At 72.8% G+C, this 23,627-nt stretch carries 22 protein-coding genes and 1 pseudogene; 16 read left to right on the top strand and 7 right to left on the bottom strand.

The window, feature by feature from the left end; all coding sequences use genetic code 11:
* Nucleotides 1-3: 3 nt before the first annotated feature.
* A pseudogene (locus tag AC0GKK_RS06020) lies at nt 4-498 on the top strand (transposase); the annotation flags it as partial.
* A 434-nt stretch (nt 499-932) separates the two neighbouring features.
* Here the strand turns inward: AC0GKK_RS06020 and AC0GKK_RS06015 are convergent.
* Nucleotides 933-1,487 (bottom strand): hypothetical protein, encoded by a 555-nt coding sequence (locus tag AC0GKK_RS06015; protein ID WP_489883347.1) that lies wholly within the window; start codon nt 1,485-1,487, stop codon nt 933-935.
* 642 nt (nt 1,488-2,129) lie between these two features.
* On the opposite strand from AC0GKK_RS06015, the gene AC0GKK_RS06010 reads away from it, so the two are divergent.
* Nucleotides 2,130-2,762, top strand: a complete 633-nt coding sequence (locus AC0GKK_RS06010) for an Lsr2 family DNA-binding protein (RefSeq protein ID WP_489883346.1) — start codon at nt 2,130-2,132, stop codon at nt 2,760-2,762.
* Here the strand turns inward: AC0GKK_RS06010 and AC0GKK_RS06005 are convergent.
* The 3 genes from AC0GKK_RS06005 to AC0GKK_RS05995 all read right to left on the bottom strand — a co-directional run bounded on the left by AC0GKK_RS06005 (nt 2,686) and on the right by AC0GKK_RS05995 (nt 5,151).
* Entirely contained in the window at nt 2,686-3,396 is a 711-nt protein-coding gene (locus AC0GKK_RS06005; protein ID WP_489883991.1) for an SLC13 family permease, read from the bottom strand. The two genes, AC0GKK_RS06010 and AC0GKK_RS06005, sit on opposite strands and share 77 nt — an antisense overlap.
* Complete coding sequence (locus AC0GKK_RS06000) at nt 3,279-3,977, bottom strand: hypothetical protein (RefSeq protein WP_489883345.1); 699 nt, start codon at nt 3,975-3,977, stop codon at nt 3,279-3,281. The genes AC0GKK_RS06005 and AC0GKK_RS06000 overlap by 118 nt, the downstream gene beginning before the upstream one ends.
* A 73-nt stretch (nt 3,978-4,050) precedes the next feature.
* A complete protein-coding gene (locus AC0GKK_RS05995; protein ID WP_489883344.1) occupies nt 4,051-5,151 on the bottom strand; it encodes a PrpF domain-containing protein in 1,101 nt (366 codons plus the stop codon).
* Between the two features lie 274 nt (nt 5,152-5,425).
* Between AC0GKK_RS05995 and AC0GKK_RS05990 the strand changes: the two genes are divergently transcribed.
* Both AC0GKK_RS05990 and AC0GKK_RS05985 read left to right on the top strand, forming a co-directional pair.
* Complete coding sequence (locus tag AC0GKK_RS05990) at nt 5,426-6,337, top strand: LysR family transcriptional regulator (protein WP_179760449.1); 912 nt, start codon at nt 5,426-5,428, stop codon at nt 6,335-6,337.
* Between the two features lie 85 nt (nt 6,338-6,422).
* Nucleotides 6,423-7,250: a phosphatase PAP2 family protein gene (locus AC0GKK_RS05985; RefSeq protein ID WP_489883343.1), complete on the top strand. Its 828-nt coding sequence runs from the start codon at nt 6,423-6,425 to the stop codon at nt 7,248-7,250.
* Nucleotides 7,251-7,493: 243 nt separating this feature from the next.
* On the opposite strand, the gene AC0GKK_RS05980 is transcribed toward AC0GKK_RS05985, so the two are convergent.
* Nucleotides 7,494-8,846, bottom strand: coding sequence for an MFS transporter (locus AC0GKK_RS05980; protein ID WP_489883342.1), 1,353 nt, complete (start codon nt 8,844-8,846; stop codon nt 7,494-7,496).
* 153 nt (nt 8,847-8,999) lie between these two features.
* On the bottom strand, nt 9,000-9,617 hold the full coding sequence (locus tag AC0GKK_RS05975; protein WP_489883341.1) for a TetR-type transcription factor C-terminal domain-containing protein: 618 nt from the start codon (nt 9,615-9,617) through the stop codon (nt 9,000-9,002).
* 150 nt (nt 9,618-9,767) lie between these two features.
* On the opposite strand from AC0GKK_RS05975, the gene AC0GKK_RS05970 reads away from it, so the two are divergent.
* From AC0GKK_RS05970 to AC0GKK_RS05945, 6 genes are read left to right on the top strand one after another with little or no spacing between them, the layout of a single operon-like run.
* Nucleotides 9,768-10,664, top strand: a complete 897-nt coding sequence (locus tag AC0GKK_RS05970; RefSeq protein ID WP_489883340.1) for a hotdog family protein — start codon at nt 9,768-9,770, stop codon at nt 10,662-10,664.
* The gene (locus tag AC0GKK_RS05965; RefSeq protein WP_489883339.1) at nt 10,661-11,482 is read left to right on the top strand and encodes an alpha/beta fold hydrolase; all 822 of its coding nucleotides are present in this window, start codon (nt 10,661-10,663) and stop codon (nt 11,480-11,482) included. Before AC0GKK_RS05970 ends, AC0GKK_RS05965 begins: the two co-directional genes overlap by 4 nt.
* A complete protein-coding gene (locus AC0GKK_RS05960) occupies nt 11,479-13,122 on the top strand; it encodes an AMP-binding protein (protein ID WP_489883338.1) in 1,644 nt (547 codons plus the stop codon). The genes AC0GKK_RS05965 and AC0GKK_RS05960 overlap by 4 nt, the downstream gene beginning before the upstream one ends.
* A complete protein-coding gene (locus tag AC0GKK_RS05955; protein WP_379673483.1) occupies nt 13,119-14,339 on the top strand; it encodes an acetyl-CoA C-acetyltransferase in 1,221 nt (406 codons plus the stop codon). The genes AC0GKK_RS05960 and AC0GKK_RS05955 overlap by 4 nt, the downstream gene beginning before the upstream one ends.
* Nucleotides 14,336-15,130, top strand: a complete 795-nt coding sequence (locus AC0GKK_RS05950) for an NAD(P)H-dependent oxidoreductase (RefSeq protein WP_379673482.1) — start codon at nt 14,336-14,338, stop codon at nt 15,128-15,130. Before AC0GKK_RS05955 ends, AC0GKK_RS05950 begins: the two co-directional genes overlap by 4 nt.
* Nucleotides 15,127-16,284, top strand: coding sequence for an acyl-CoA dehydrogenase family protein (locus AC0GKK_RS05945; RefSeq protein WP_379673481.1), 1,158 nt, complete (start codon nt 15,127-15,129; stop codon nt 16,282-16,284). The genes AC0GKK_RS05950 and AC0GKK_RS05945 overlap by 4 nt, the downstream gene beginning before the upstream one ends.
* 175 nt (nt 16,285-16,459) lie before the next feature.
* Here AC0GKK_RS05945 and AC0GKK_RS05940 read toward each other — a convergent pair whose 3' ends face one another.
* Nucleotides 16,460-17,752, bottom strand: a complete 1,293-nt coding sequence (locus AC0GKK_RS05940) for an ROK family transcriptional regulator (protein WP_253067187.1) — start codon at nt 17,750-17,752, stop codon at nt 16,460-16,462.
* A 130-nt stretch (nt 17,753-17,882) separates the two neighbouring features.
* On the opposite strand from AC0GKK_RS05940, the gene AC0GKK_RS05935 reads away from it, so the two are divergent.
* The 6 genes from AC0GKK_RS05935 to AC0GKK_RS05910 are packed head-to-tail and all read left to right on the top strand — an operon-like array spanning nt 17,883 to nt 23,627.
* A complete protein-coding gene (locus AC0GKK_RS05935) occupies nt 17,883-18,740 on the top strand; it encodes a sugar phosphate isomerase/epimerase family protein (RefSeq protein ID WP_489883337.1) in 858 nt (285 codons plus the stop codon).
* A gap of 14 nt (nt 18,741-18,754) precedes the next feature.
* Nucleotides 18,755-19,798 (top strand): Gfo/Idh/MocA family protein, encoded by a 1,044-nt coding sequence (locus tag AC0GKK_RS05930; protein WP_379673479.1) that lies wholly within the window; start codon nt 18,755-18,757, stop codon nt 19,796-19,798.
* Nucleotides 19,795-20,715 carry a sugar phosphate isomerase/epimerase family protein gene (locus AC0GKK_RS05925; protein ID WP_100880173.1) on the top strand — a complete coding sequence of 307 codons (921 nt, stop codon included), beginning with the start codon at nt 19,795-19,797 and terminating at the stop codon, nt 20,713-20,715. The genes AC0GKK_RS05930 and AC0GKK_RS05925 overlap by 4 nt, the downstream gene beginning before the upstream one ends.
* A gap of 8 nt (nt 20,716-20,723) precedes the next feature.
* Nucleotides 20,724-21,569, top strand: a complete 846-nt coding sequence (locus AC0GKK_RS05920; RefSeq protein WP_489883336.1) for a sugar phosphate isomerase/epimerase family protein — start codon at nt 20,724-20,726, stop codon at nt 21,567-21,569.
* Nucleotides 21,570-21,579: 10 nt separating this feature from the next.
* On the top strand, nt 21,580-22,731 hold the full coding sequence (locus AC0GKK_RS05915; RefSeq protein WP_405418139.1) for a glycoside hydrolase 5 family protein: 1,152 nt from the start codon (nt 21,580-21,582) through the stop codon (nt 22,729-22,731).
* 11 nt (nt 22,732-22,742) lie between these two features.
* Nucleotides 22,743-23,627 (top strand): alpha/beta fold hydrolase, encoded by an 885-nt coding sequence (locus AC0GKK_RS05910; RefSeq protein WP_346104373.1) that lies wholly within the window; start codon nt 22,743-22,745, stop codon nt 23,625-23,627.

The following is a 23,627-nucleotide window of genomic DNA, read 5'->3' as shown; positions in this document are numbered from 1 at the left end:
TGACGGCTTCACTACGCGGCGAACCTGATGGCCGCGACCCCGAAGTCCTCCTGGCCGTGGGTGCGGGCGCTGCTGCACTCGGTCTACGACCAGCCCGACGCCGCGAGCGTCCACGCACAGTTCGACCGGGTCCTCGACGCACTCTGCGAGAAGCTGCCGAAGGTCTCCGAGCACCTCGACACCGCGCGTGCCGACGTCCTGGCCTTCACCAGCTTCCCGAAGGGGGTCTGGCGCCAGATCTGGTCGAACAACCCCAGCGAGCGACTCAACCGCGAGATCCGTCGCCGCACCGACGTGGTCGGGATCTTCCCCGACCGCGACTCCCTGATCCGCCTGGTCGGCGCCGTTCTGGCCGAACAGCACGACGAATGGGCCGAAGGACGCCGCTACCTCGGCCTCGACGTCCTGGCCCGCGCCCGCGTCACACCCGTCCCCGACACCCCGACCGGCACCGAGGAGGTGACCCCCACCCACACGATCCCGGCGCTCAGCGCCTGACAGAACAGAAGATCACGCGGCAGTCGTCACACACCACGCCAGCGGACTTGACCAAGCTCCGCTCGGCCACATCTCCTGCCGGATGATCCCGCCACGCGAGGAACCCGCCTGCGCCTGGAGATCTGATCTCTCGGCGGTGTCGATGGCAGCGGTGTGGATGGGGGCGGTGTCGATGGCTGTGGGGGCTGCCGCGGAGATGACGAGGCCCCCGCCGCAGGGCTGCTGCAGCGGGGGCCTCGGTTGCGCGCCGTGTCGTTGTGCGTGACTACCCCGGCTTTCGGCGCGCAGCTCGGGGGGAGGGAGGTCAGTTCGTCCAGGTGATCGGGTCGGAGAAGCTGAACGAGGGTGCGTACTTCACCGCGTTGACGTCGGTGGTCTGCTGGTCGCCGCAGATCATCCCGAGGTGGTGCCGCCCGGGGCGAGCTGACCGGAGTTCAGCGCCTTGGCCCGGCGTTGAACGGGATCGACGCGGATGCCTCGACCCCGGCCGGGGTGGTGAACTTCCAGTCGAACGGGTTGAACGACGCCGGGCTGGACCCGTTGTTCTTGTAGGTGACTGTCGAGCACGCCTGCGTCATGCCGAACTCGGTGACCTGCTCGGGTGCGGACGCCGAGATGGCCAGGTCTCCGGAGGTGGCCTCCTGCCCGAACTTCACCGACTGGTCCCCGCTCGCTGGGGCACCGGCGGCGGCAGGGGCGGCGTTCGCGTCGCCCGAGGCGGTGGCCGGGGCCTGCTCGTCGCCGCCACCGCCGGTGGCGATCGCGATGACGACGATCGCGACCAGGATCCCGAGGGTCACCTTGAGCCCGGTGCGCTTCTTCTTCGGCGCGGGCGGCGGGATCTGCGGGGCCTGGTTGTACTGCGGGTACTGGCCCTGCGGGGGCGGGTAGCCCGGCGGCGGGTACTGGCCGCCCTGCTGGGGCGGGTACTGGCCGTAGTAGGGCTGCTGCTGGGGGTGGCCCTGGTAGGGGCTCTGCGGCGTAGTCACGTACCGCTTATCGGCCGCGTCGCCCCGTCATTAGCGCTCGGAACTGCGGATCATCAACGTTGTTGAACTGCTCTTTACCCAGGCAACCAGCGAGGTTCGCCCCACTCGCCGGGAGGGTTGTGGAGACGGACGCCAAGCTCCTCGCACAACATCTCGCGTAGCCGCTGCGCGTAGCGACGACAGGTCGGCGGGTTGGACGTGGAACGCCTCTGCCGCGACACCGCTGCCGTAGTCGACGTAGGGAGGCCCCGGCCTCACCGCGGGAAGATCTCCCTCGACCACGAGCGCGGCCACAGCACGGTCGATCGGCTTGCGGAACCCCGTTGAGTCGGCCGTGGGCGGAACGCCCGAGGAAGGCGAAGACCTGGCCTCGAGTCACCCGACCGTCCTCCGCCTCCGCCGCCGCGCGCAGGGCCTGTGCCTGGGCGCAGTCACCGAGTGCGCCAGCAGGCGCTCGAACTGCTCGGGGTCGCAGCGAACTCTCGCCGAGCTCGTCACGTCCCTGCAGCTCGACGGTCAGGGCGTCCCGGAGCTTGTGCAGGTCGGGAGTAGCGAGCCGGCGCAGGTCGAGCATCGCAGTGATGGGCAGGGACATGACGACTCCGAGATGCAGCGACGCTCCGGGACAAGCTCGCCCCGTTCGTGTCCGCCGCGCGAACTGCAGGAGGTGGCCGGCGCGCACGCCGTCGCGAGGCTGTCGCGGGGGAGGGGGGCTCGACCGAGGCCCGGTGCCACAACGAGGCGATACGTGTGTGGGCGCGTGAGAACGGATACCCCGTCTCTGAGCAGGGTCGCATTCCTGCCGAGGTCGACGAGGCCTGCCGTGACCGCGACTCGAGCACCGCGACGTCCGTGTCGGACCGCCGACCGCGGCGGGTCGACCCGCGCCGTCCCGTCCTGACCCACCCGACCGTGCTGCTCGTCGGTGTCCGCGACGGCGGGAGAGCGCAGACGGCCATCGGATCGATGCGCACCACAGCCCTTCCGCGGGGTGCGCGGGTGTCCGGTGCCGCGGGGCCTGCAGCAACCGGGCGCGGACGGCGTGGTCGTCGTCGGCGGGCAGGCAGCCCGGCCCCCGGACGGCCGTGTGCCGGCACCCGCGGGGAGCGGGTACCGGCACACGGAGGTCGGTCGGGGACGCCCCGGTCGCGTGGGTGGGGTCCCGTCCCGACGTCGTCGGGGGTGCTGGCCGGCGGGGTCAGAACGCCCCGGGCAGGACCAGGACCGCCCACGCGGCGAGCGGGCCGAGGGCCACGATCCCGCAGGTGTAGGTGATGACCTGGCGGTAGAAGCGGGTGCGGTCCACACCCCGGGCGTTGGCCAGCACCAGGGCGCCGTTGGTGGAGAACGGGGACACGTCGACGATCGTGGTGGAGATGGCCATCGCCGCGATCACGCCCGCCGCGGGCAGCGAACCGGTCAGCAGCAGCGGGATCGCCATCGGGATCACCGCGGTCAGGATCGCCGTCGAGGACGCGAAAGCCGAGGTGATGCCGACGACCAGGCACAGGACCAGGGCCACCAGCAGCGGGGCGCCCAGGTGCACGGCGCCCTCGGACACCCACTCGATGGTGCCCGCGTGCTCCAGTACACCGACGTAGGTGACCATGCCCGCGACCAGCAGGATCGTCGGCCAGCTGATGCCGTCGATCGCCTTGCCGAGGTTGTCGCGGTCCATCAGGGCCAGGACGGCACCGGCGGCCAGGGCCAGGAAGCCGATCTGCAGGTGGAAGGCCAGGGCGCCGACGACGAGGCCGACCAGCGCGACGAGCGTGGCGCGCTGCTGCCAGGTCACGACGCGGGGCTGCGTGCGGACCATCGTCGCCACACCGCCGCCCCCGGTGGGCAGCTCGTCGTCGTCGGCGGGTTCGGGCCGCTCGACGAAGCTCTCCTCGCCACGACGGCGCAGCAGCAGGTAGGTGATGCCGCCGAGCAGGGCGTTGAACGCGAGGCTGGCGAAGAACAGCACGGCCTGGGACACGGCGAGGCCGGAGTCGGCGACGATCCCGAAGACCAGCGCCCCGTAGACGGCCATCGGGGAGAAGGCCCGGCGTGCGCGCCGCAGATGACCATCATGCCGATCATCAGCGGGCTGATGCGGTACTTGAACGCGAAGTTCATGCCGACCGGGACGAGCAGTGCGACGGCGGCCGGGGTGAACGTGCCGAGTGCGGTGAGCACCGCGGCGACGGCGAACAGCACCCAGGGCACCTGGATCGCGCGGCCCCGCACCAGGCGGATCCCGGCGTCGACGAGCAGGTCGATGGTGCCGTTCAGCTTCGCCACGGAGAACAGGTACGTGACGCCGACGACGGTGATGAACAGCGAGACCGGGAAGCCCTCGAAGATCTCCTTCTCGTCGAGGCCGAGGGCGAACGTCCCGACCACGAACGAGGCGACGAAGGCGAGGATCCCGATGTTGATCGGCAGCATCGTCGCGACGACGAACATGCCGGCCAGAACCAGGACGGAGAGGAGTTGGGGTGACATCGTTGTCCTTCGTGACTCGGAGCGGTCCGGGTGTGGGCGGGAGCCGGCCGGTGGTGCCGGTCCCGGGGCGGTGTCAGGCGGCGTGCACCGCGGCGGTCGGGACGGTGGCGGCGGTCGCGGGCTCCGGCAGGGCCAGGAGCGCGTCCGCGATCCGGCGCGCGGTGCGGCGGACCGCGACCGCGGGCAGGCCGTCACGGCTGCCGTGCACGGTGGCGATCACGCCGGCCGGGGTGTCGATCAGCAGGTCCTCCCGCTCCGTCGCGACGAGGTCGTGCAGGACGGTACCGGCGGTGCGGGTCGCAAGGGTGAGCGCGATGCTGCCGGTCACGGCGAGTGCCGGGTGGGTGCGCCCCATCGACAGCATGCGGACGGCCACGTCGGACCGGCCCGGCGCGCCCTCGGCGACCAGCGCCAGCTTGGGGACGGCGCGGGTGGCGTCGCGCGGGGTGTCGGCCAGGCCCATGCGGACGGCCGCGGCCCGGCGGAGCACGTCCAGCCGGTCCAGCAGGCCCGGCAGCGCGTCGATCTCGGCGGGCGACTCGTGCCCGGTGATCCCGACGGCCGCCGCCGGGACGACGACGACCGGGGCGCCGGCGTCGACGAGGGTGACCGGCACGCCGTGCACGACGTCGGCCGGGTTCCCGCTGGGCAGCAGCGACCCGGTCGTGCGACCGGCCGGGTCGACGAACCACATGCGGATGCCGACGCCGGGGGTCGGGACCCCGGGGATGTGCTCGTGGCCCTCCTCGACGACGCGCCCGCCGGGGGTCGGCACCTCCAGCACGATCAGCTGGCCGGTGTTGGTGTTGTGCACGCGGACCTCGGTGACGTCCCCGGTGGGGACGACCCACCCGCGGCGCAGCGCCCACGGCCCGACGACCGCGGAGCAGTTCCCGCAGTTGCTGGTCCGGTCCACCCGGCCGTCGGCGATGCCGACCTGGGCGAAGGTGTAGTCGACGTCCGCGCCGGGGCGGGTGCTGCGGGAGAGGATCACGGCCTTGCTGGTGGTGGACGTCGCGCCGCCGACGCCGTCGATCTGGCGTGGGTCCGGGCTGCCGTAGAGCCGGAGCAGCACCTCGTCCGCGGTGCGGCCGTCGACCCGGAGGTCGTCGGCGTCGAAGACCCAGCACTTGCTGGTCCCACCGCGCATCCACGTGGCGGAGATGTCTCGCATGGCTGCTCCCGGGGTTGCGGCGCGGCCGCCGGGGGTCGGCGACGTCGTCGACGGTGACGCCGACCGACGTGCAGCACAATCACGAGTTGTGGCACCCTCGTGAAGTCCTGCTTCAGGATGACGAAGGCCGGAGCGGGGCGGGGAACCGGCATCGGCGCGCGACTGCGCAGTTGGGCAGCGTGAAGCAGAACTGCACGACCCCCAGCAGAACGCTGATTCACCGACCCCTCGTCATCGGTCGCTTCGCGCGGCCGACCGGCCCCCGGAGGCCCCCGTGCTCGACGTCCGACGGCTCGCACTGCTCGCCGCGGTGCTCGACTCCGGCTCCATGACCGCGGCCGCCGAACAGCTCGGCTACTCACCGTCGGCGGTGTCCCAGCAGCTGCGCCGGCTGGAGAAGGAGGCCGGCCAGCCGCTGCTGCAGCGCCAGGCCCGCGGGGTGCTCCCCACTGAGGCCGGCGCAGTGCTCGCCGGGCACGCCCGGCACGTGCTGCGCCGCCTCGAGGCCGCCGAGGCGGACCTCGCCGAGCTGGCCGGGCTGCGCCGCGGGACGCTCGCGATCGGTACGTTCCCGACGATCGCGAGCGCGCTGATGCCACGGGTCGTCAGCCGCTTCCGCCGCCAGTACCCCGACATCCGGCTCGACGTCCGCAGCGCCCGCCACGACGAGCTCATCGCGATGCTGGAGAGCGGCCGGGTCGGGATCTCGCTGCTCTGGGACTACGCCTGGGACCGGGTCGACCCAGGGCAGTTCTCGCTCACCCCGCTGCTCGACGACCCGACCGTCCTCGTCGTCGCCGACGACCACCGCCTCGCCCGCCGCCGCAGCGTCACCATGGCCGAGCTGGCCGACGAGGACTGGATCGTCCGCGCCCACGACCACCCGGTGGCCGAGGTGCTGGAACGCAGCTGCCGGGCCGCCGGGTTCTCCCCGCGCATCGCCTTCGAGGCGAACGACTACCAGGAGGCGCAGGCGATGGTCAGCGTCGGCGTCGGGGTGGCGCTGGCCCCGCGGACGGCGGTCAGCGCACCCCGTCCTGACGTGCGGGTGCTCGGTCTCGGACGGGAGGCGCCGTCGCGGCGGGTGCTGCTGGCGCACCGGCCGGACCGGCTGCGGGCGCCGGCGGAGCTGGCGATGCACCAGATGCTGGTCGACGTCGCGCGGGAGTACCAGACGCAGCCGTGAGCCCGGACGGTCGCGTCGGTGTCCCCGTACCTCCCGCGCCGGCGTTCTCAGCGCCGCCACAGCACCGGCGCGGGACAGTTGCACGGTGAACACCGCCGATGCACAGCAGGCCGCGGGACTCGTCCTGACACTCGGATGGCTGCTCGTCGCGGTCGTCCTGTTCGCCCACCGGGCGGGCCTGGTGACGTCGGGGCCGCTGATCGGTCGCGACGTCCGGGTCCCCGGCCCGTTGCTGTGGGGATCGGGTGCGGCGGTGGCGTTCTACACCGGGCAGGCCGTCGTCGTCGACGCGGTGGAGGACGCCCCGAACCGCATCGTCGCCGGGGCCGACCGGCCGGTGCTGGACTGGATGATCGTCCACCGCACCCCGGACCTGACGTCGCTGATGGAGGCGGTCAGCCGCTACGGGGGTACGAACGGGACGCTGCTGCTCGCGGCGGCGGCCGTCGCCGTCCTGCTGGTGACGCGTCGCTGGTGGGACGCACTGGCCGTCGCCGTCGCGACCGGCGGTGTGGCGGTGCTGGTGCCGACCTTCAAGGACCTCTACGGCCGCACCCGCCCGCCGGTGGCGACCCAGCTGGTCGTCGAGCCGGACCTGTCGCTGCCCTCCGGCCACGCCCTCGGCGCGATCGTGGTCATCGGGATCATCGCGGTGGTCCTGGGGCGCGCGGTGCGGTCCACCGGGTGGCGGGTCGTGGTCGGCGCCGTCGCCGCCGCCGCGGTCCTCACGATCAGCCTCAGCCGGCTCTACCTGGGGGTGCACTGGGTCACCGACGTCGCGACCAGCTGGACGCTCGGCGGAGCCTGGCTCGCGGTCGTCGTCACGGGTCTGATGTGGGTGACCGGACGGGGCCCGGGGTCCGGCGCGCGCGGTCGGGCGGTCCGGAGGCCCGGACCGCCCGTGGCGGGATGATCCGCTCGAGGCGGTGCGCCGGGGAGTGGCCCGGGAATGCGCCTCGTCGGGCTCGGAGCGAGGGCCGCATCCGCGCCGAGGATCGCGGATGACCACACCAGGTCTCGCCGCCGGCTCCGGGGGACCGCCCGGTTCGGCAACGGTGGCCGCCGACCGGGCGCATATGGCGGGGGCGTCGTCGGACAGCTCCCAGCAGGGGCATGTCGGGTCGTGCGCGGTGGGGCCTGGAGCCGGCCGGAGCGCTCAGCCCGGGGTGGCGACGGTCCTGGCCGCCTCGGCGTCGGAGGTCTCGTAGAGGTCGCGGCGGTAGCGCTCCTTCAGCGTCACCACCGCGACGAAGGTGACCACGGACGTGGCGATGATGTAGAGCGCGACCGACCAGGACGCACCCGTGCCCGCCAGCAACGCGGTCATGATGAACGGGGCGAGGCCGCCGGCGAACACCGAGGCGAACTGGTAGCCCAGCGAGGCACCCGAGTAGCGGACGTCCGCCGGGAACATCTCGGCGTACAGGGTGGCCTGGGGGCCGTACATCGTCGCGTGGATGGTGAACCCGACCAGCAGGGCGAGGAAGACCAGTGGCAGCGAGCCGGTGTCGATCAGCAGGAACATCGGGAAGGCCCAGACCGCCATCAGCACCGTGCCGGTCAGGTAGAGCTTCTTCCGCGAGCCCATCCGGTCGGTCAGACCGCCGAAGAACGGCATCGAGACGACCTGTGTCAGGCCCGCGCCCATGACGCACCACAGGATCGCCGACCGGGACATGCCGACCTGTGTGGTGGCGTAGCTCAGCATCCCGCTGATCAGGATGTAGAAGGTGGCGTTGACGACGAAGAACGCGCCCGCGGCCTGCAGGATCTCCCGCCAGAAGTGCCGCACGGCCTGGACGAGCGGTGCCTTGCGCAGTCCGGCGTCGCGCCGGGACTCCGCCGACCGTTGCTGCAGGTCGTGGAACACCGGGGTGTCCTCGATCTTGAGCTGCACGTAGGCGCCGATCAGGACCAGGGCGAGGCCGGAGAGGAACGGGACACGCCACCCCCAGGCGACGAACTGCTCCTCGGACAGGACGGTGGTCAGCAGGAGGAAGAAGAGGTTGCCCGCGACCGCTCCTGCGATGGCGCCGGTCTGCACGAGCGACCCGTAGAACCCGCGCCGCTCGACCGGGGCGTGCTCGGTGAGCAGCAGTGCGGCGCCGCCCCACTGGGCGCCGACGCCCAGGCCCTGGACCAGGCGGGCGACCACCAGCAGGATCGGTGCCCAGATCCCGATGGTCGCGTACCCGGGTAGGACGCCGATCGCGAACGTCGCCACGCCCATCAGCAGCATGGCGGCGACCAGCGGGGGCTTGCGGCCGAAGCGGTCGCCGACGTGCCCGGCGATGATGCCGCCGAGCGGTCGCGCGACGAAGCCGACGGCGAACGTCGCGAAGGAGGCCAGGGTGCCGGCCACCGGGCTGACCGAGGGGAAGAACAGGTGCCCGAACACGAGGGCGGCGGCCGTGGCGTAGATGAGGAAGTCGAACCATTCGAGCGCGGTGGCGAAGACCGCCGCGGCAGCGAGCCGGCCCATCTTCTTCGGGGGAGCGTGCTGGTCCATCCGGGTCCACCTCCAGGCCGCAACGGTGCGGCGGTGAGGGTGCCGGAGAACGAGGAGCTCCGACACGAGTACGAACGATCGTTCTTAGAACGCTAGCGACTCGGGTCACAGCGGACAAGAGGCATCTCGCCGGGTCGCCCCCCGCGGCGGGCGTCAGTGCGTGAGGGGGGCCTCGAGCAGGGCGAGGGCGTAGCGCGCGTACTGCGCGGCGAGCTGGCCGCGGCCCAGTGCGCCGTCCGGGCGGTACCAGCTCGCGATCGCCGCGACGGCACCGAGGATCGTACGTGCCGCGTCGGTGGCGTAGGGCGTGCGGAAGGCTCCGTCGGCGACGCCCTGGGCGACGATGCGCTCGAAGGCGTCCTGGGTGGCGTCCCGGTCCTCCACCAGTGCGGCGCGGTCCTCGGGGTCGAGGTAGCGGAGCTCGTTGGTCGCCACCAGGGTCGCCGTCTGGTGTTCGACGACGAACCCGACGTGCGCGCGGACCGCCTCGCGCATGCGGGACGGGGCGTCGTCGCCGGCCAGCTCCACGGCCGACAGGACGCGGCTGCGCAGCTCGGCGTTGGCGTGTCGCAGCGCCGCGGCCAGCAGCTTCGACTTCGACGGGAAGTAGTTGTAGAGGTTGGACAGGCTGGTCTCGGCGCCGCGGGCCACGTCGCGCATCGAGGCGCCGTTGAAGCCCTGGGTGCCGAAGGCGTGGATCGCGGCGTTGAGGATCGCGGCCTCGTTCCGCCGCCCCGTCTCGGCGACCAGGGTCGGGGAACGGTCGTTCATGTCGCTCACGGTAGCGCACCCGCCACGGCGCTCCTGCTCTTGACGGGCCGGGAAGCTGCTGATTGCATGGCAGGTGTAAGAACGTTCGTTCGTGTCGTCGCGAGCGCGTCGGGGACGACGATCGCGACGGCCCGTCGGAGAGGACGGTCGATGAGCACCAGTGCCACCACCGGGTCGCCGGTGTACCCCGGTGGGCCCGGGGCAGGGGCGGCCGCGCCCCACTTCGAGGACTTCGAGGTCGGGCAGGTCTACACCGGCCCGGCGCGGAGCTTCTCCGCGGCGGTGGTCGCGGCCTTCGCCGAGGTCAGCGGGGACCGGGCCGCGCTGCACACCGAGCACGGCCGGTCCGCCGACGGCCGCCCGCTGGTCCACGGTCCGCTGGGCCTGGCCGGCTTCTTCGGCTGGCACCACGAGCGCGGCCTGTCGGCGCACGTCGAGGCGGCGTTCGACACGCACTGGGACTTCGTGGCGCCGATCCACGTCGGCGACTCGGTGACCTACGAGATGACGGTGACCCGCACCCGTCGCACGTCGGCGCTGCGCAACGGTGTCGTCGGCAGGCACGTGGTGGTCCGCAACCAGCACGACGAGGTCGTGCAGGTGGGCCGGACCGCCGCGCTGGTCACGGCGCGCGAGGCGGTCGACGACCGCCGCGCCCGGCTCGGCCGGTCCTTCCCGTCCGTGGAGTGGGCGCGGGCGCTGGCCACCGCGCTCGGCGACTCGGCCGCGTTCACCCGGGCCACCGGGACCTGGGACGGCACCCTTGGCCTGCGCCTCGGCGGCGACCTGGTGGTGTTCCGCGTCTACAAGGGACAGGTGCTCGAGGCCGGGACCCGGGTACCGGACGGGCCGACGTTCGTCGTCTCCGCGCCCGACGTCGTGTGGGCCGGGCTGCTGACCGGTCCGCGCAACGACTTCACCGAGCGGACCCTGCGCGACGAGTTCGAGGTCGAGGGCAGTGCCTACGAGTACCTGCGGCTGACCGCGGCGGTCGTCGCGCTGGTCGACGAGGCGCGGGCGTTCGCCCGCACGGAGGGGACACGATGAGGGCCGACTACGTCGAGGTGGGCGGGACCCGCGCCTTCGTGCTCGAGGAGGGCGAGGGACAGCCGGTGCTGTGCCTGCACACCGCGGGCCAGAACGGTGTGCAGTGGCGGGAGGTCCAGCCGCGGCTCGCCGAGCTGGGCTACCGGGTGGTGGTCCCGGACCTGCCCGGGCACGGTCGCTCGGAGCCCGCCCCCGGCGGCCCGGTGCGGGACCTGGGCGTCTACGCGCAGTGGTGCGAGGAGCTCATGGACCGGCTCGGGATGGACCGGCCCTTCGTGGTCGGCTGTTCCATCGGAGGCGCCATCACCCTGCAGCTCGCGGTGCGCCGCGGTGAGCGCCTGGCCGGCGCCGTCGCGTTGGCGGCGCACGGCGGCACCGACTCGACGATGCTGAGCGTGCGCGGGCTGGAGCGCGAGCTGGTCGACTCGGCCGCGCCCAGCCGCTCGGACCGGACCTACCTCGGCACGCTCGCCGTCGTCGGGCGGCGGGTGGCGGCCGAGCGGGCGGAGCTGATCGCACGCATGCACCGCCGCGAGGACCCCGAGATCTCCACCAGCGACCTCATCGGCTGGGCCACCCACGACGTGCGGGCGACGCTCGACGGCGTGGCCTGCCCGACCCACCTCGTCGTCGGGGACGACGACCTGTGGCTCGACCCCGCGGACGTCCGCCGCGCCGCCGAGCTCATCCCGGACTCCCGCTTCACCCTGCTGGAGGGCATCGGGCACTACCCGATGGAGGAGGTCGAGGGCTTCGCCGACGTCCTGCACGGCTGGCTCGTCGAGCTGGGCGCCCGCGAGAGCCGGGGTGCCGCATGACCGGCCGCACGACCACCCTCGCCGACCTGCTGGCCGACACCGCCGCGGCCGCGCCGGAGAGCACCGTGGTCATCGACGGCGGGCCCGCGCCGCGCCGGGTCACCCGGGCGGAGCTGGTGGCGCGCGTCCTCACGTTGCGCGAGGACCTGCGGGCCCACGGCGTCGGCGAGGGCGACTGCGTGGGCGTGTGGCTGCCGAACTGGTCCGAGTCGCTGGTGGCGCAGTTCGCCGCGGCCGCGCTCGGCGCCCACGTCATCGGCATCAACACCCGTTACGGCGTGGCGGACGTCGCGCACGTCCTGGACCGGGCCCGGCCGCGGGTGGTGCTGATCGCCCACGACTTCCTCGGCCTGGACCTGCGGGCGAGGCTGCGCGAGGCGGTCGCCGAGGCGGACGTGCCCGCCCCCGGCATCGCCGTCGTGACCGGACCCGGCCGTCCACCCGCGGACGAGGCCGTCGCCGCGACCTACGACGTCGGCGCGGGGGCCTGGGTGCCCAGCCCGCCGTCGGACGCGGCCGACCCGCAGGCGCTGCGCGGCACCCGGGACGCCCTGGCCGTGGCGTTCACGACCTCCGGCTCGACCGGCATGCCGAAGCTCGCCGCCCACCTCGGGAGCGGCGTGGCCACCCACGCCCGGAACGTCGCCGCCGCGGGCGGCTGGGACGCGGAGTCGGTCAGCCTGGTCGTGCTGCCGCTGTCCGGGGTCTTCGGCTACGTCCCGGCGCTCGCCGCGATCGCCGCCGGCGGGGCGGCGCTGCTGGAGCCCACGTTCGACGACGACCTGGTCGTGGCCCACATGGGCGAGTTCGGGGTGACCCACCTGGCCAGCGCGGACGACGTGGCCGGGCGGCTGATGGAGAGCCACCGCGCCCACGGCGGCGACCTGTCCGCGTGGCGCCGCCTGCTCATCGGGGACTTCTACGGCAAGTCCATCCAGGTCGCGGAGTGGGCCGAGAAGGAGACCGGCACCCCGACCATGGGGATCTTCGGCTCCAGCGAGCTGTTCTCGCTGCTGTCGTTCTGGCTCGAGCACGACCCGGCGCCCGCGCGGTGGCGGGCGGGCGGGCGACCCGTGTCCCCGGACATCGAGGTGCGCGCCGTCGACCCGGTCACCGGCGGGCCGCCGCCCGAGGGCGAGCCCGGTGAGCTGCAGTTCCGCGGCTACGCCGTGGTCGACGGCTACCTCGGCGACACCGACGGTGCGATCCGCGCGCGCTCGTTCACCGCCGACGGCTGGTTCCGCTCCGGCGACCTGGGCACGGTCCACCCGGACGGCGCGTTCGACTACGCGGGCCGGATGGGCGACTCGTTCCGGCTGCGCGGCTTCCTCGTGGAGCCCGCCGAGATCGAGATCCGCCTGGCCGAGCACCCGGACGTGGCCCGGAGCAAGGTCGTCGGCGTCACGGTGGACGGGGACACCAGGGCCGTCGCGTTCGTCGAGGCCGTGCCCGGCACCACCCCGGACCCGGCCGCGCTGCGGGCCTGGTGTGCCCAGGCGCTCGCGACGTTCAAGGTGCCCGACTCCGTGCACCTCGTCGAGCAGATGCCGACCACCGTCGGCACCAACGGTTCCAAGATCAAGGCCGCCGCGCTGCGCGAGCTCGCGGCGCGGCTGTACAGCACGGAGGTCCCGACGTGAGCCCGTCCGACGTGGTCGTCTGCGACCCGGTGCGCACGCCGGTCGGCGTCGACGGCGGGGTGTTCGCCACCCTGACCGCCGCGGACCTGGCCACCCAGGCCCTGCAGGGGCTGATCGCCCGGACCGGGCTGGGGGAGGGCGACGTCGACGACGTCGTGCTCGGCTACTGCTACCCGACGAGCGAGGCGCCCGCCATCGGCCGGGTCGCCGCGCTGAACGCGGGGCTCGGCGTCGGCGTGGCCGGCATGCAGCTCGACCGCCGCTGCGGCTCCGGGCTGCAGGCCGTCCTGCAGGCGGCGCTCACCGTCGGGCAGGGCTGGGCGGACCTGGTCGTCGCCGGTGGCGTCGAGGCGATGAGCCAGGCCGAGTACTACGCGCTGGGCCTGCAGAAGGGCGTCCGCGGCGACGAGCTGCGGATGGTCAACCGGATCGCCCGCGGCCGCACCACGGCGGGCGGGGTGCACTTCCCGGTCCCCGGCGGCATGCTCGAGACCGCCGAGAACCTGCGCGCCCAGTACGCGATCAGCCGCACCGAGCAGGACGAGTTCGCGCTCGCCTCGCAGGAGAAGGCCGTCGGCGCGGTGAAGGAGGGCCGGTTCGCCGAGGAGATCGTGCCGGTCACGGTGCCCGGGACCCGCCGCACGCCGGAGACCGTGGTGACCCTCGACGAGCACCCGCGCGCCGGTCTCACCCTGGACGACCTGGCGCGGCTGCGGCCGGTCCGCCGCCACGAGGACCCGGACGCCACGGTGACCGCGGGCAACGCCTGCGGGCAGAGCGACGGCGCGTCGGTCTGCGTCGTGACCAGCGCGGCGCGGGCCGCCGAGCTCGGCCTCACGCCGTTCCTCCGCATCGTGACCTCCGCGTCGGCCGGGGTGCCGCCGCGGACGATGGGGATCGGGCCGGTCCCCGCGGTGGCCACGGCGCTCCGGCGCGCCGAGCTGGGGTGGGCGGACATCGACCTGATCGAGGTCAACGAGGCGTTCGCGGCCCAGGTCATCGCCTGCCTGCGGGAATGGGGCCTCCCCTCGGACGAGCCGCGGCTCAACGTGAACGGCTCGGGGATCTCCCTCGGTCACCCGGCCGGGGCGACCGGCTGCCGGATCCTCACCACCCTGGCGTACGAGATGCGCCGCCGCGGGAGCCGCTACGGCCTGGAGACGATGTGCATGGGCGGCGGCCAGGGCCTCGCCGCGATCGTCGAGCTCGTCGCGTGAGGGTCCTCTGGGTCCTCGCCCATCCCGAGCCCCGCTCGCTGAACGGGGCGCTGAAGGACGCGGGCGTCGCCGCGCTCGAGCAGGCCGGGCACGAGGTCGTCGTCTCCGACCTGCACGCCATGGCCTGGAACCCGGTGGTCACGGCGGCGGACTACGGCCACGACCCGGACGAGCGGTTCCGGGTCGGGCCGGTGTCGGCCCAGGCCTACGCCGCCGGTGCGTTGAGCGCGGACGTGCGCGCCGAGCAGGCCAAGGTCGCGGCCGCCGACACGCTCGTCGTCCAGTTCCCGCTCTGGTGGTACGGCATGCCCGCGATCCTCAAGGGCTGGTTCGACCGCGTGTTCCTCAAGGGCTTCGCCTACGGCGTCACCGATCCCGACCACCCCGGCCGCACCCTGCGCTACGGCGAGGGCCCGCTCGCCGGCAAGCGGGCACTGGTGGTGACCACGGTCGGCGGGCGCGGCCCGGACCTCGGACCCCGCGGCGTCCACGGGCACCTCGACGAGCTGCTCTTCCCCCTGCAGCACGGCACCCTGTTCTACGTCGGCTACGAGGTCCTGCCGCCCGTCGTCGTCACGGGCGCGAACCGGGTGTCCGACGACGAGTTCGCCACGGCCGCGACGGAGCTGTGCGCGCGGGTGCTCGCCGTCCCGCACACGACCCCGCTGCCGTTCCGCAGGCAGAACGGCGGGGACTACGACGACGACCTCGTCCTGCGCGACCACCTCGCCCCCGGCCGGGCCGGGCTCGGCATCCACCTGCGCGATCGACCCACGGAGACGGAGAGATGACCGAACCGTTCCTCACCGAGGACCGCCTGGCGATCCAGGCGATGGCCCGCGACTTCGCGATGAAGGAGGTCCTGCCCGTCGCCAACGAGCTCGACCCCGAGCACGGCGAGATCCCGATGGCCCTGCGGGAGAAGATGGCCGGGCTGGGCTTCTTCGGCATCCTCATCCCGGAGGAGTACGGCGGGCTCGGCCTGGGCCTGTCCGAGTACGCGATCATCGTCGAGGAGCTGGCCCGCGCCTGGATGAGCGTGGCCAGCCTGATCGCCCGCGGGCAGCAGTTCACCGCCGGGTTCGACGCCGACCAGCGCGCCCGCTACCTGCCCGCGATGGCGCGCGGCGAGTTCCTCAGCGCGTTCGCGCTGTCCGAGGCCGAGGCGGGGTCCGACGTCGCGAACCTGAGCTGCCGCGCCGTCCCGGACGGCGAGGGCTGGCGGATCACCGGCCAGAAGATGTGGTGCACCTTCGCCGACGGCTCGGACTATCTGCAGGTCTTCGCGCGGACCGAGCCCGTCGACCCCGCACACCGCTCGCGCGGGGTGACCTGCTTCCTGATGCCGAAGCAGCGGGGCACCCTGCCCGAGGGCGTCACCGGCACCCCGGTCCGCAAGATCGGCTACCACGGCTGGAAGACTTGGGAGCTCGCCTTCGACGGCGCCTGGGCGAGTGAGATCGTCGGCGAACCGGGCAAGGGCTTCCGGATCGCCATGGGCGACCTGGACACCGCCCGCATCCACACCGCGGCCCGGGCGATCGGGCTGGCCCGCGGGGCGCTGGAGGACTCGATCGCCTACGTCGGCGAGCGGGTCCAGTTCGGCCGCCCGATCGGCGTCAACCAGGGGCTGCGGTTCAGGATCGCCGACATGGCGGCGCAGGTCGAGGCCGCGCGGGCCCTGATGTACCAGGTGTGCACCGCGGTCGACGCCGGGCGGCCCAGTCCGACACAGGCCTCGATGGTCAAGCTCGTGGCCTCCGAGATGGCCGAGCGGGTGACCAGCGAGGGCCTGCAGATCCACGGCGGCGCCGGCTACACAACGGACTTCCCGGCCGAACGCTACTGGCGGGACGCGCGGCTCACCAAGATCTTCGAGGGGACGTCGGAGATCCAGCTGCGGATCATCTCCGACGCTCTGCTGGGCAGGACCGACCGTGCCTGAGACGCACCGCTCCTGAGACACACCGCCCGTCGTCCCTCCGCCGCGGCAACCGGATCGGTGGGGTACGCCCACCGATGCATGACGCCCGGTTCGCCATCAGACTGCGCGGTGGGCCAGGGCGCGAGCCGCGGGCCCCGACGGTTCGGCGCCGGCTGGGCCGTGGACCGCTGTCCTGTCAGGCGTCTGCGCGCGAGCTCGGATGCAGCCCAGGCATCCCGGCGGGGCTGCCGTGCGGGATCCACCGGGCCAGCAGGTCCCGGCCGAACAGCTCGTCGACGACCATGCAGCCCGCCCCGGTCGGGCCCGCTCGTTCGCCCAGCGACGCCCGCGCGATCTGCAGGTCGCGGGTGGCCAGCGGCAGAGACCGGCGGTAGACCGACTGGCGAACCCCGGCCAACAGCAGATCGCCGGAGGTCCCGACCCGGCCGCCGAGCAGGATCGTCGACGGGTTGAAGAAGTTGACGATGGCCGCCACGGTGTCGCCGACCAGGCGACCGGCACGCGACAACAGCTCGACCGCGACCCGATCGCCGAACTCGGCGGCGCGCACGACGTCGTCGGACGTGATCTCGCCCGCCTTAGCCAGCCGCTCGGTCAGGTGCTCCCCCCGGTTGTCCAGGGCGGCCGCCGTCGCATCCCGTGCCAGTGCGGCGCCGCCCGCGAACGCCTCCAGGCAGCCGACGTTGCCGCAACGGCACACCACCTGCTCCGCGCCGGGGACCGATCCGGTCAACCCGACGTGTCCGATGTCGCCCGCCGAGCCCTGCGCACCGCGGTGCAGCCGTCCGCCGGAGATCAGTCCCGCCCCGATCCCGGTACCGATCTTGACCAGGACCAGGTCCGGGGATCCGACCCCCCGGCCCGCCCGGTACTCGCCCAGCGCCATCAGGTTGACCTCGTTGTCCACGAACGCGGGCGCGTCGTAGCGGGTGGCCAGCCGGTCGCGGACCGGGTAGCCGTCCCAGCCCGGCATGATCGGTGGCGCCACCGGACGGCCGGAGGCGAACTCGACGGGGCCCGGCACCCCCAGACCGACGCCCCAGACGGCGGGAGCGCCCCGGTCGGCGAGCAGCTCGTCGAACAGGCTCTCCACCCGGCTCAGGCTGGCCTCCGGCCCGGTGGCGATGTCCCAGGCGCGACTCCGGTGGTCGACCAGACGTCCGCTCAGGTCGGCCACACCGGCGTCGAATCCGGTCACCCCGAGCGAGGCCACCAGCAGCACCCCCGCATCGGCACGGAAGCGCAGCTCGCGCGGCGCTCGGCCGCCGGTGGACGTGCCGAGGTCGCCTTCGGTCACCAGACCCGCTGCCTCCAGCTGCCCGAGCCGCTGCGAGACGACCGTGCGTCCCAGCCCGGAGCGACGGGCCAGCTCCGGACGTGTGCGCGCGCCGCCGGAACGAACCAGGTCGAGCACGGTGACCAGCGTGTCCAGCTGGTCCGGCGCGACCCCTTGCACGGACGGTCCCACTCGGCGACCTCCTCGTTCCGCCTCGGCCAGGCTTCCGAGGATAGTCCATTGACTTTTGTGTAGATCAAACTTTACTGTCATCGCATCGATCGCAAGTGCGGCGCCGTGGCCGCACCGAAGGAGGTGGGTCGTGCGTCTCGGCTATCACTCGATCACCTGGGGCGGCGTCACCGGCGCCGCGGCCGGGGTGACCAGCGTCAAGGACCTCGTCTACCGGGTCCCCGGAGACATGGACCGGGCGCTGCGCGACATCTCCGCCGCCGGCTACCGGGGCGTCGAGATGTTCGACGGGAACGTGCGCGAGTTCGCCGAGATCCGCGACGACCACCCCGGCTCACTGCACCGGCTGCTCGACGAGACCGGGCTGTCGCTGGTCGGTGTCTACACGGGCGGGAACTTCGTCTACCCCGAGATCCTGCCCGACGAACTGCACCGGGTACGCCGGGCCGCTGAGGACGCCGCCCGGTTCGGCGCGGCACAGCTGGTGGTCGGTGGCGGTGCGCCGCGAGCGCAGGGGATCGCCGACGGCGATCACGACCGGCTCGCCCGGGCCCTCGACACGGTCGCCGGGATCGCGGCGGAACACGGCCTGTCCGCCTGCTACCACCCGCACCTGGGCACGATCGGCCAGTCCCCGGAACAGATCGAGGCCGTGTTCTCCCGATCCACGATCGGCTTCTGCCCGGACACCGCCCACCTGGCCGCCGGTGGTGGCGACCCGGCCGCGCTCATCCGCCGCCACGCGGACCGGATCCGGCACGTGCACCTCAAGGACCTCGGGTCCGACGGTGCGACGTTCCTGCCGCTCGGCCGCGGCGCGCTCGACCTGGACGGCGTGCTCGCCGCCGTCGCCGAGATCGGCTACGACGACTGGCTGGTCGTCGAGCTGGACTCCTACGACGGCGACCCGGCCGAGGCGGCCCGGATCAGCCGCGCCTGGCTCGACGACGCGCTGGACCGGGCCGGACTGACCGTGACGACGAGTTGAGACAGGAGCAAGCGATGGCGGACAGGCTCCGCGCCGGGATCATCGGCGCCGGGTTCATCGGCGGCGTGCACGCACACGCCGTCCGGGCGGCCGGGGGCGAGGTGACCCGTGTCGCGGCCTCGCGCCCCGACCGGTCGGAGGAGGCCGCCGTCCGCCTCGGTGCCCGCACCGCGGCCGTGAGCGGCGACGACCTGATCGACGCCGACGACGTCGACGTGGTGCACGTGTGCACCCCGAACTCCACCCACGTCGCCCTGGCCCGCCGGGCGCTGGCCGCGGGCAAGACGGTGGTCTGCGAGAAGCCGCTCGCGACGACGCTGGACGACGCGCGGGCGCTGGTCGCCGCGGCCCGAGGCCGGGTCGCGACGGTGCCCTTCGTCTACCGCTTCCACCCCGCGGCCCGGGAGATCCGGGCCCGGGTCCACGCGGGCGGGGCCGGGCCGCTGCACCTGCTGCACGGTGCCTACCTCCAGGACTGGCAGGCGGCCGGAGCGCCGGCCGGATGGCGCGGCGACGCCGCCGAGGGCGGCGCGCACCGTGCGTTCGCCGACGTCGGTGTGCACTGGTGCGACCTGGTCGAGTTCACCAGCGGGCACCGGATCACCCGCCTGCTCGCCGCGACCGCGGGCGGGGGCACGGCCAGCACCGTCCAGTTCGAGACCGACAGCGGCGCCACCGGCTCGGTCGTGGTCAGCCAGACCGCGCTCGGCCGGCGCAACGCGCTGCGCATCTCCCTCGACGGCGAGCGGGCGGCCTACCGCTTCGACCAGGAGTCGCCCGAACAGCTGTGGATCGGTGACCGCGACGGCGACCGGGTGCTGCACCGCGGCGCGCCCGCGTACTCGCCGGCCGCGGCACGGTACTCACTGCTCCCGCCCGGCCACCCGCAGGGCTACCAGGACTGCTTCAACGCGTTCGTGGCCGACACCTACTCCGCGGTCCACGGCGATGCACCGGACGGGCTGCCCACGTTCGCCGACGGCCTGCGTGCTGCCGCACTGACCGACGCGGTGATCCGCTCGTCGGAGTCCTCGACCTGGGTGGAGGTGCCCTCGTGAAACTCGGAATGCTCACCGCCTGTCTGCCCGATCGGCCGCTGGACGAAATCGCCCGATGGGCCGCGGGAGCGGGCTACGAGGCCCTCGAGGTGGCGGCCTGGCCGGCGATCGGCGACCGGCCGTTCACCGCCAGCCACCTCGACGTCGCCGCGTTCGGCGAGCGCGAGGCCGACACCACGCGCGCGCTGTTCGACGAGCACGGTCTGACGCTGAGCTCGCTGGCGTTCTACGACAACAACCTGCACCCCGACCCGGCCGAACGCGCCGCCGTGCACGCCCACCTCGCGGCCTGCATCGACGCCGCCGCGCTGCTCGGCTGCCCGACCGTCGGGACGTTCGTCGGGCGCCATCCCGGCCGGACGGTGGCGGAGAACCTGCGCGACGCCGAGGAGATCTTCCCACCGCTGGTGGAGCGGGCCGGCGAACACGGCGTCAAGCTGATCGTCGAGAACTGCGTGATGGAGGGCTGGCACCCGGACGGCTACCCGGGCAACCTCGCCTACTCGCCCGAGCTGTGGGAGTGGATGTTCTCGCTCGGGCTCTACCTCAACTACGACCCGAGCCACCTGGTGTGGATGGGCATCGACCCGGTCGAGGCGCTGCGCCCCTACGTGGACAGGATCCCGCACGCCCAGGCCAAGGACATCCAGCTCTTCCCGGACGAGCGCCACCGCTACGGCTGGCCGGGCAAGGCCGTGCGGCGCGAGGACCCGTTCGATGTCGGCTGGTGGCGTTACCGGGTGCCCGGCCTCGGCGACGTCGACTGGCGCCGGGTCGTCGACACCCTCTACGAGGGCGGCTTCGACGGCGTGCTCTCGGTCGAGCACGAGGACCCGGTCTGGGGCGGCACCGAGGACCGGATCCACACCGGCCTGGAGGTCGCCCACCGCACCCTGCGGCCGCTGATCGTGGCGTGAGGAGAGAAATGCGCTACACCGCAGAGATCCTGCCGTACCACGACTACCCGCTCGAGGTGGCGATCCGCGAGCTCGCCGGGCTCGGGTTCACCGAGGTCAACCTGTGGTCCTCGGCCGCGCCGCTGGCCCACCACGTGAGCCCGGGCGACGACCCGTCGGCCATCCGCGCGGTGCTCGACCGCTACGGCGTGCGCCCCTGCGGCCTGACGATGTACGGGAAGACGCAGGACGAGATGCTCGAGCGCATCGAGTTCGCCCGCGACCTCGGCATCGACACCGTGATCTTCGACTGTGAGGCCAACTACCCCGACTTCGTCGCGACGTTCCTCCCCACCCTGGTGGAGGCCGCCGCCCGTAACGGCGTCCGGATCGCCGTGGAGAACCACCTCACCGTGCCGTTCAACGCCGATTTCGAGTCCGGTCACGGCGAGGAGCAGCGCTGGGACGAAGGCGTCGACACACTCGCGCAGATCAAGCGGTTGGTATGCGACATCGACCACCCGAACCTCGGGATCTGCCTCGCCCCGCCACACCTGTGGGTCATGCAGGACGGCATCAGCGAGGCCATCACCTGGCTCGCCGAGCGCCGGAAGCTCTTCTACTACTACATCTGGGACATCGACCGGGCCTACCGCCACGGCGTCGACGGTCTGAACTTCGGGGCGGGGGAGCAGCAGCTGCCCCGCGTCGGCGGCACTCTCGACCACGCCGTCCCGCTCGGCACGCTCGCCCGCGTCGGCTACTCCGGCCCCGCCAGCCTCAAGTGCCACGGCACCGGCGGCTGGCCCCTGCACCACATCACCGACGAACTGGCCAAGGCCGACGCGTACGTGCGTTCGTGCCTGCCGCGCTGAGGGGAAGACCTTGTCCGAGATCGACAGCTACGGCGGCTCGACCCGCTGGAGGTTCGATGCCACCGGGGCGTTCCGGCTCGACCGCGACAGCGGCCGGTGGTGGCTCGTGGACCCGTTGGGCAACGGCTTCCTGTCCGTCGGCCTGAACCACATCGACGACTCCGACCTCAAGTACCCGCACAACCTGGAGGTCTGGCAGAAGCGCTACGGCGGCTCGCGGGAGCGCTGGATCTCCGAGGGCGTCGTCGCCGACCTACGCAACTGGGGGTTCAACTCGATCGGCTGGACCCAGCAGTACATCGGCGGCGGCTGGCGCGAGAAGTTCGACTGGTCGCAGATCGTCGTCGTCGAGCACGGCGCGCAGTGGACCGTGGCCGACCTCGAGGCCGCCGGGATGCCCTACATCATCCAGATGCGACTGGCGGAGAACGAGAACTGGAACGGGCGCCCGTACTACCCCGACGTCTTCGACGCCGACTTCGACGACCACTGCGCCTACCTCGCGCGCAGCATCTGCGTGGACGCCGCCGAGAGCAAGAACCTCATCGGCTACTCGTTCGTCGACGCGCCGCTGTGGTTCCGCCACCCCGCGGGTGCGGACTGGCCGGGGCTCGAGGGGCTCGAGGGGGACAAGCGCGAGGCGAAGCTGTTCGAGATCGCCACGAAGTACTACGAGACGATCCACCGCCACATCCGCACCTACGACCCGCACCACCTGATCCTGGGCGACCGCTACAACGGCGACAACGAGCTCCCCGACGTGGTGCTCGAGGCCGCGAAGCCCTACATCGACGTGCTGTCGGTGCAGTACTACCCGGGCAACGACCAGGCCTCGCGCGACCACGTGATCACCCACGCCCGCGGGCTCCACGAGCGGGTCGGCAAGCCGATCCTCATTCCCGACATCGGCAACTGGACCGCTACCGAGCTCAACCCCCAGCGCACGATGGACGGCGTCCCGGACCAGGCCACTCGCGCCCGCCACTACATCGACACGTTCACCGACCTGGTGCGCGAGCCGTGGCTCCTGGGCTGGCACTGGTGCGGCTACGTCGAGAACCTCTCGCGCGGGTGGGGCATGAAGGACCCGTGGGACGAGCCGTACGGCGAGTACGTCGACCCGATCGCGGACTTCAACCGCACCGTCTACGACCTGCTCTGAGAGGAAAAACCATGCGCATCGTCGACCATCGCGGCGACCTCGTCCCGCACGGGCGGGCCACCGTCAACGGGGTACGGCTGCACTACCTGACCGCCGGCGAGGGCGAGCCGGTGCTGTTGCTGCACGGCGTGCCCAAGACGTCCTACCACTGGCGGCACGTGATCCCGCTGCTCACGTCGCGGTACCGCGTGATCGTCCCGGACATGCGCGGGCTCGGCGACTCCGAGCACGCAGGAGACGGCTACGACATGCGCAACGTGGCCGAGGACTTCGCGCAGCTGATGACCGAGCTGGGTCACGAGCGGTTCCGCGTGGTCGGTGAGGACTGGGGCGCCGCGGCCGCCTACCAGCTCGCCGCCCGGCACCCCGACCGCGTCCAGCAACTGGTCTACCAGGAGATGATCCTTCCCGGGTTCGGGCTGGAGGACTACTCGTTCCTGACCCCGGACAACGTCCGCAGCTACGTCTGGCTCTGGCACATCAACTTCTACTCGGTGCCCGAGTTCCCGGAGATGCTGATCAGTGGGCACGAGCGGGAGTACTTCTCCTACTTCATGAAGCACGAGACACACGACCCGTCGGCGATCACCCCGGACGCGCTCGACGAGTACGTGCGCTGCTACTCCTCGCCCGGCGGCGTGAAGTGCATGTGCGAGATCTACCGGGCCACGCTCACCGACGGCGACCAGAACAGGGAGTCCGCGAAGACCCGGCTCCCGATGCCGGTGCTGGCCGTGGGCAGCGAGCACTTCATCGGCGCCGACAACGAGCGGCAGATGCGCGAGGTCGCCGACGACGTGCGGGCGGTGACCCTGCCGTGGGGCCACCAGCTCGCCGAGGAGGCACCCGACGAGCTGGCCGGGCACTACCTCCGCTTCTTCGCCGGGGAGCTGTAG

Source organism: Pseudonocardia sp. P-1 (genome assembly GCF_058111925.1).
The sequence above is the reverse complement of the archived record's forward strand: the minus strand, read 5'-3'. Positions and strand labels throughout refer to the sequence as shown.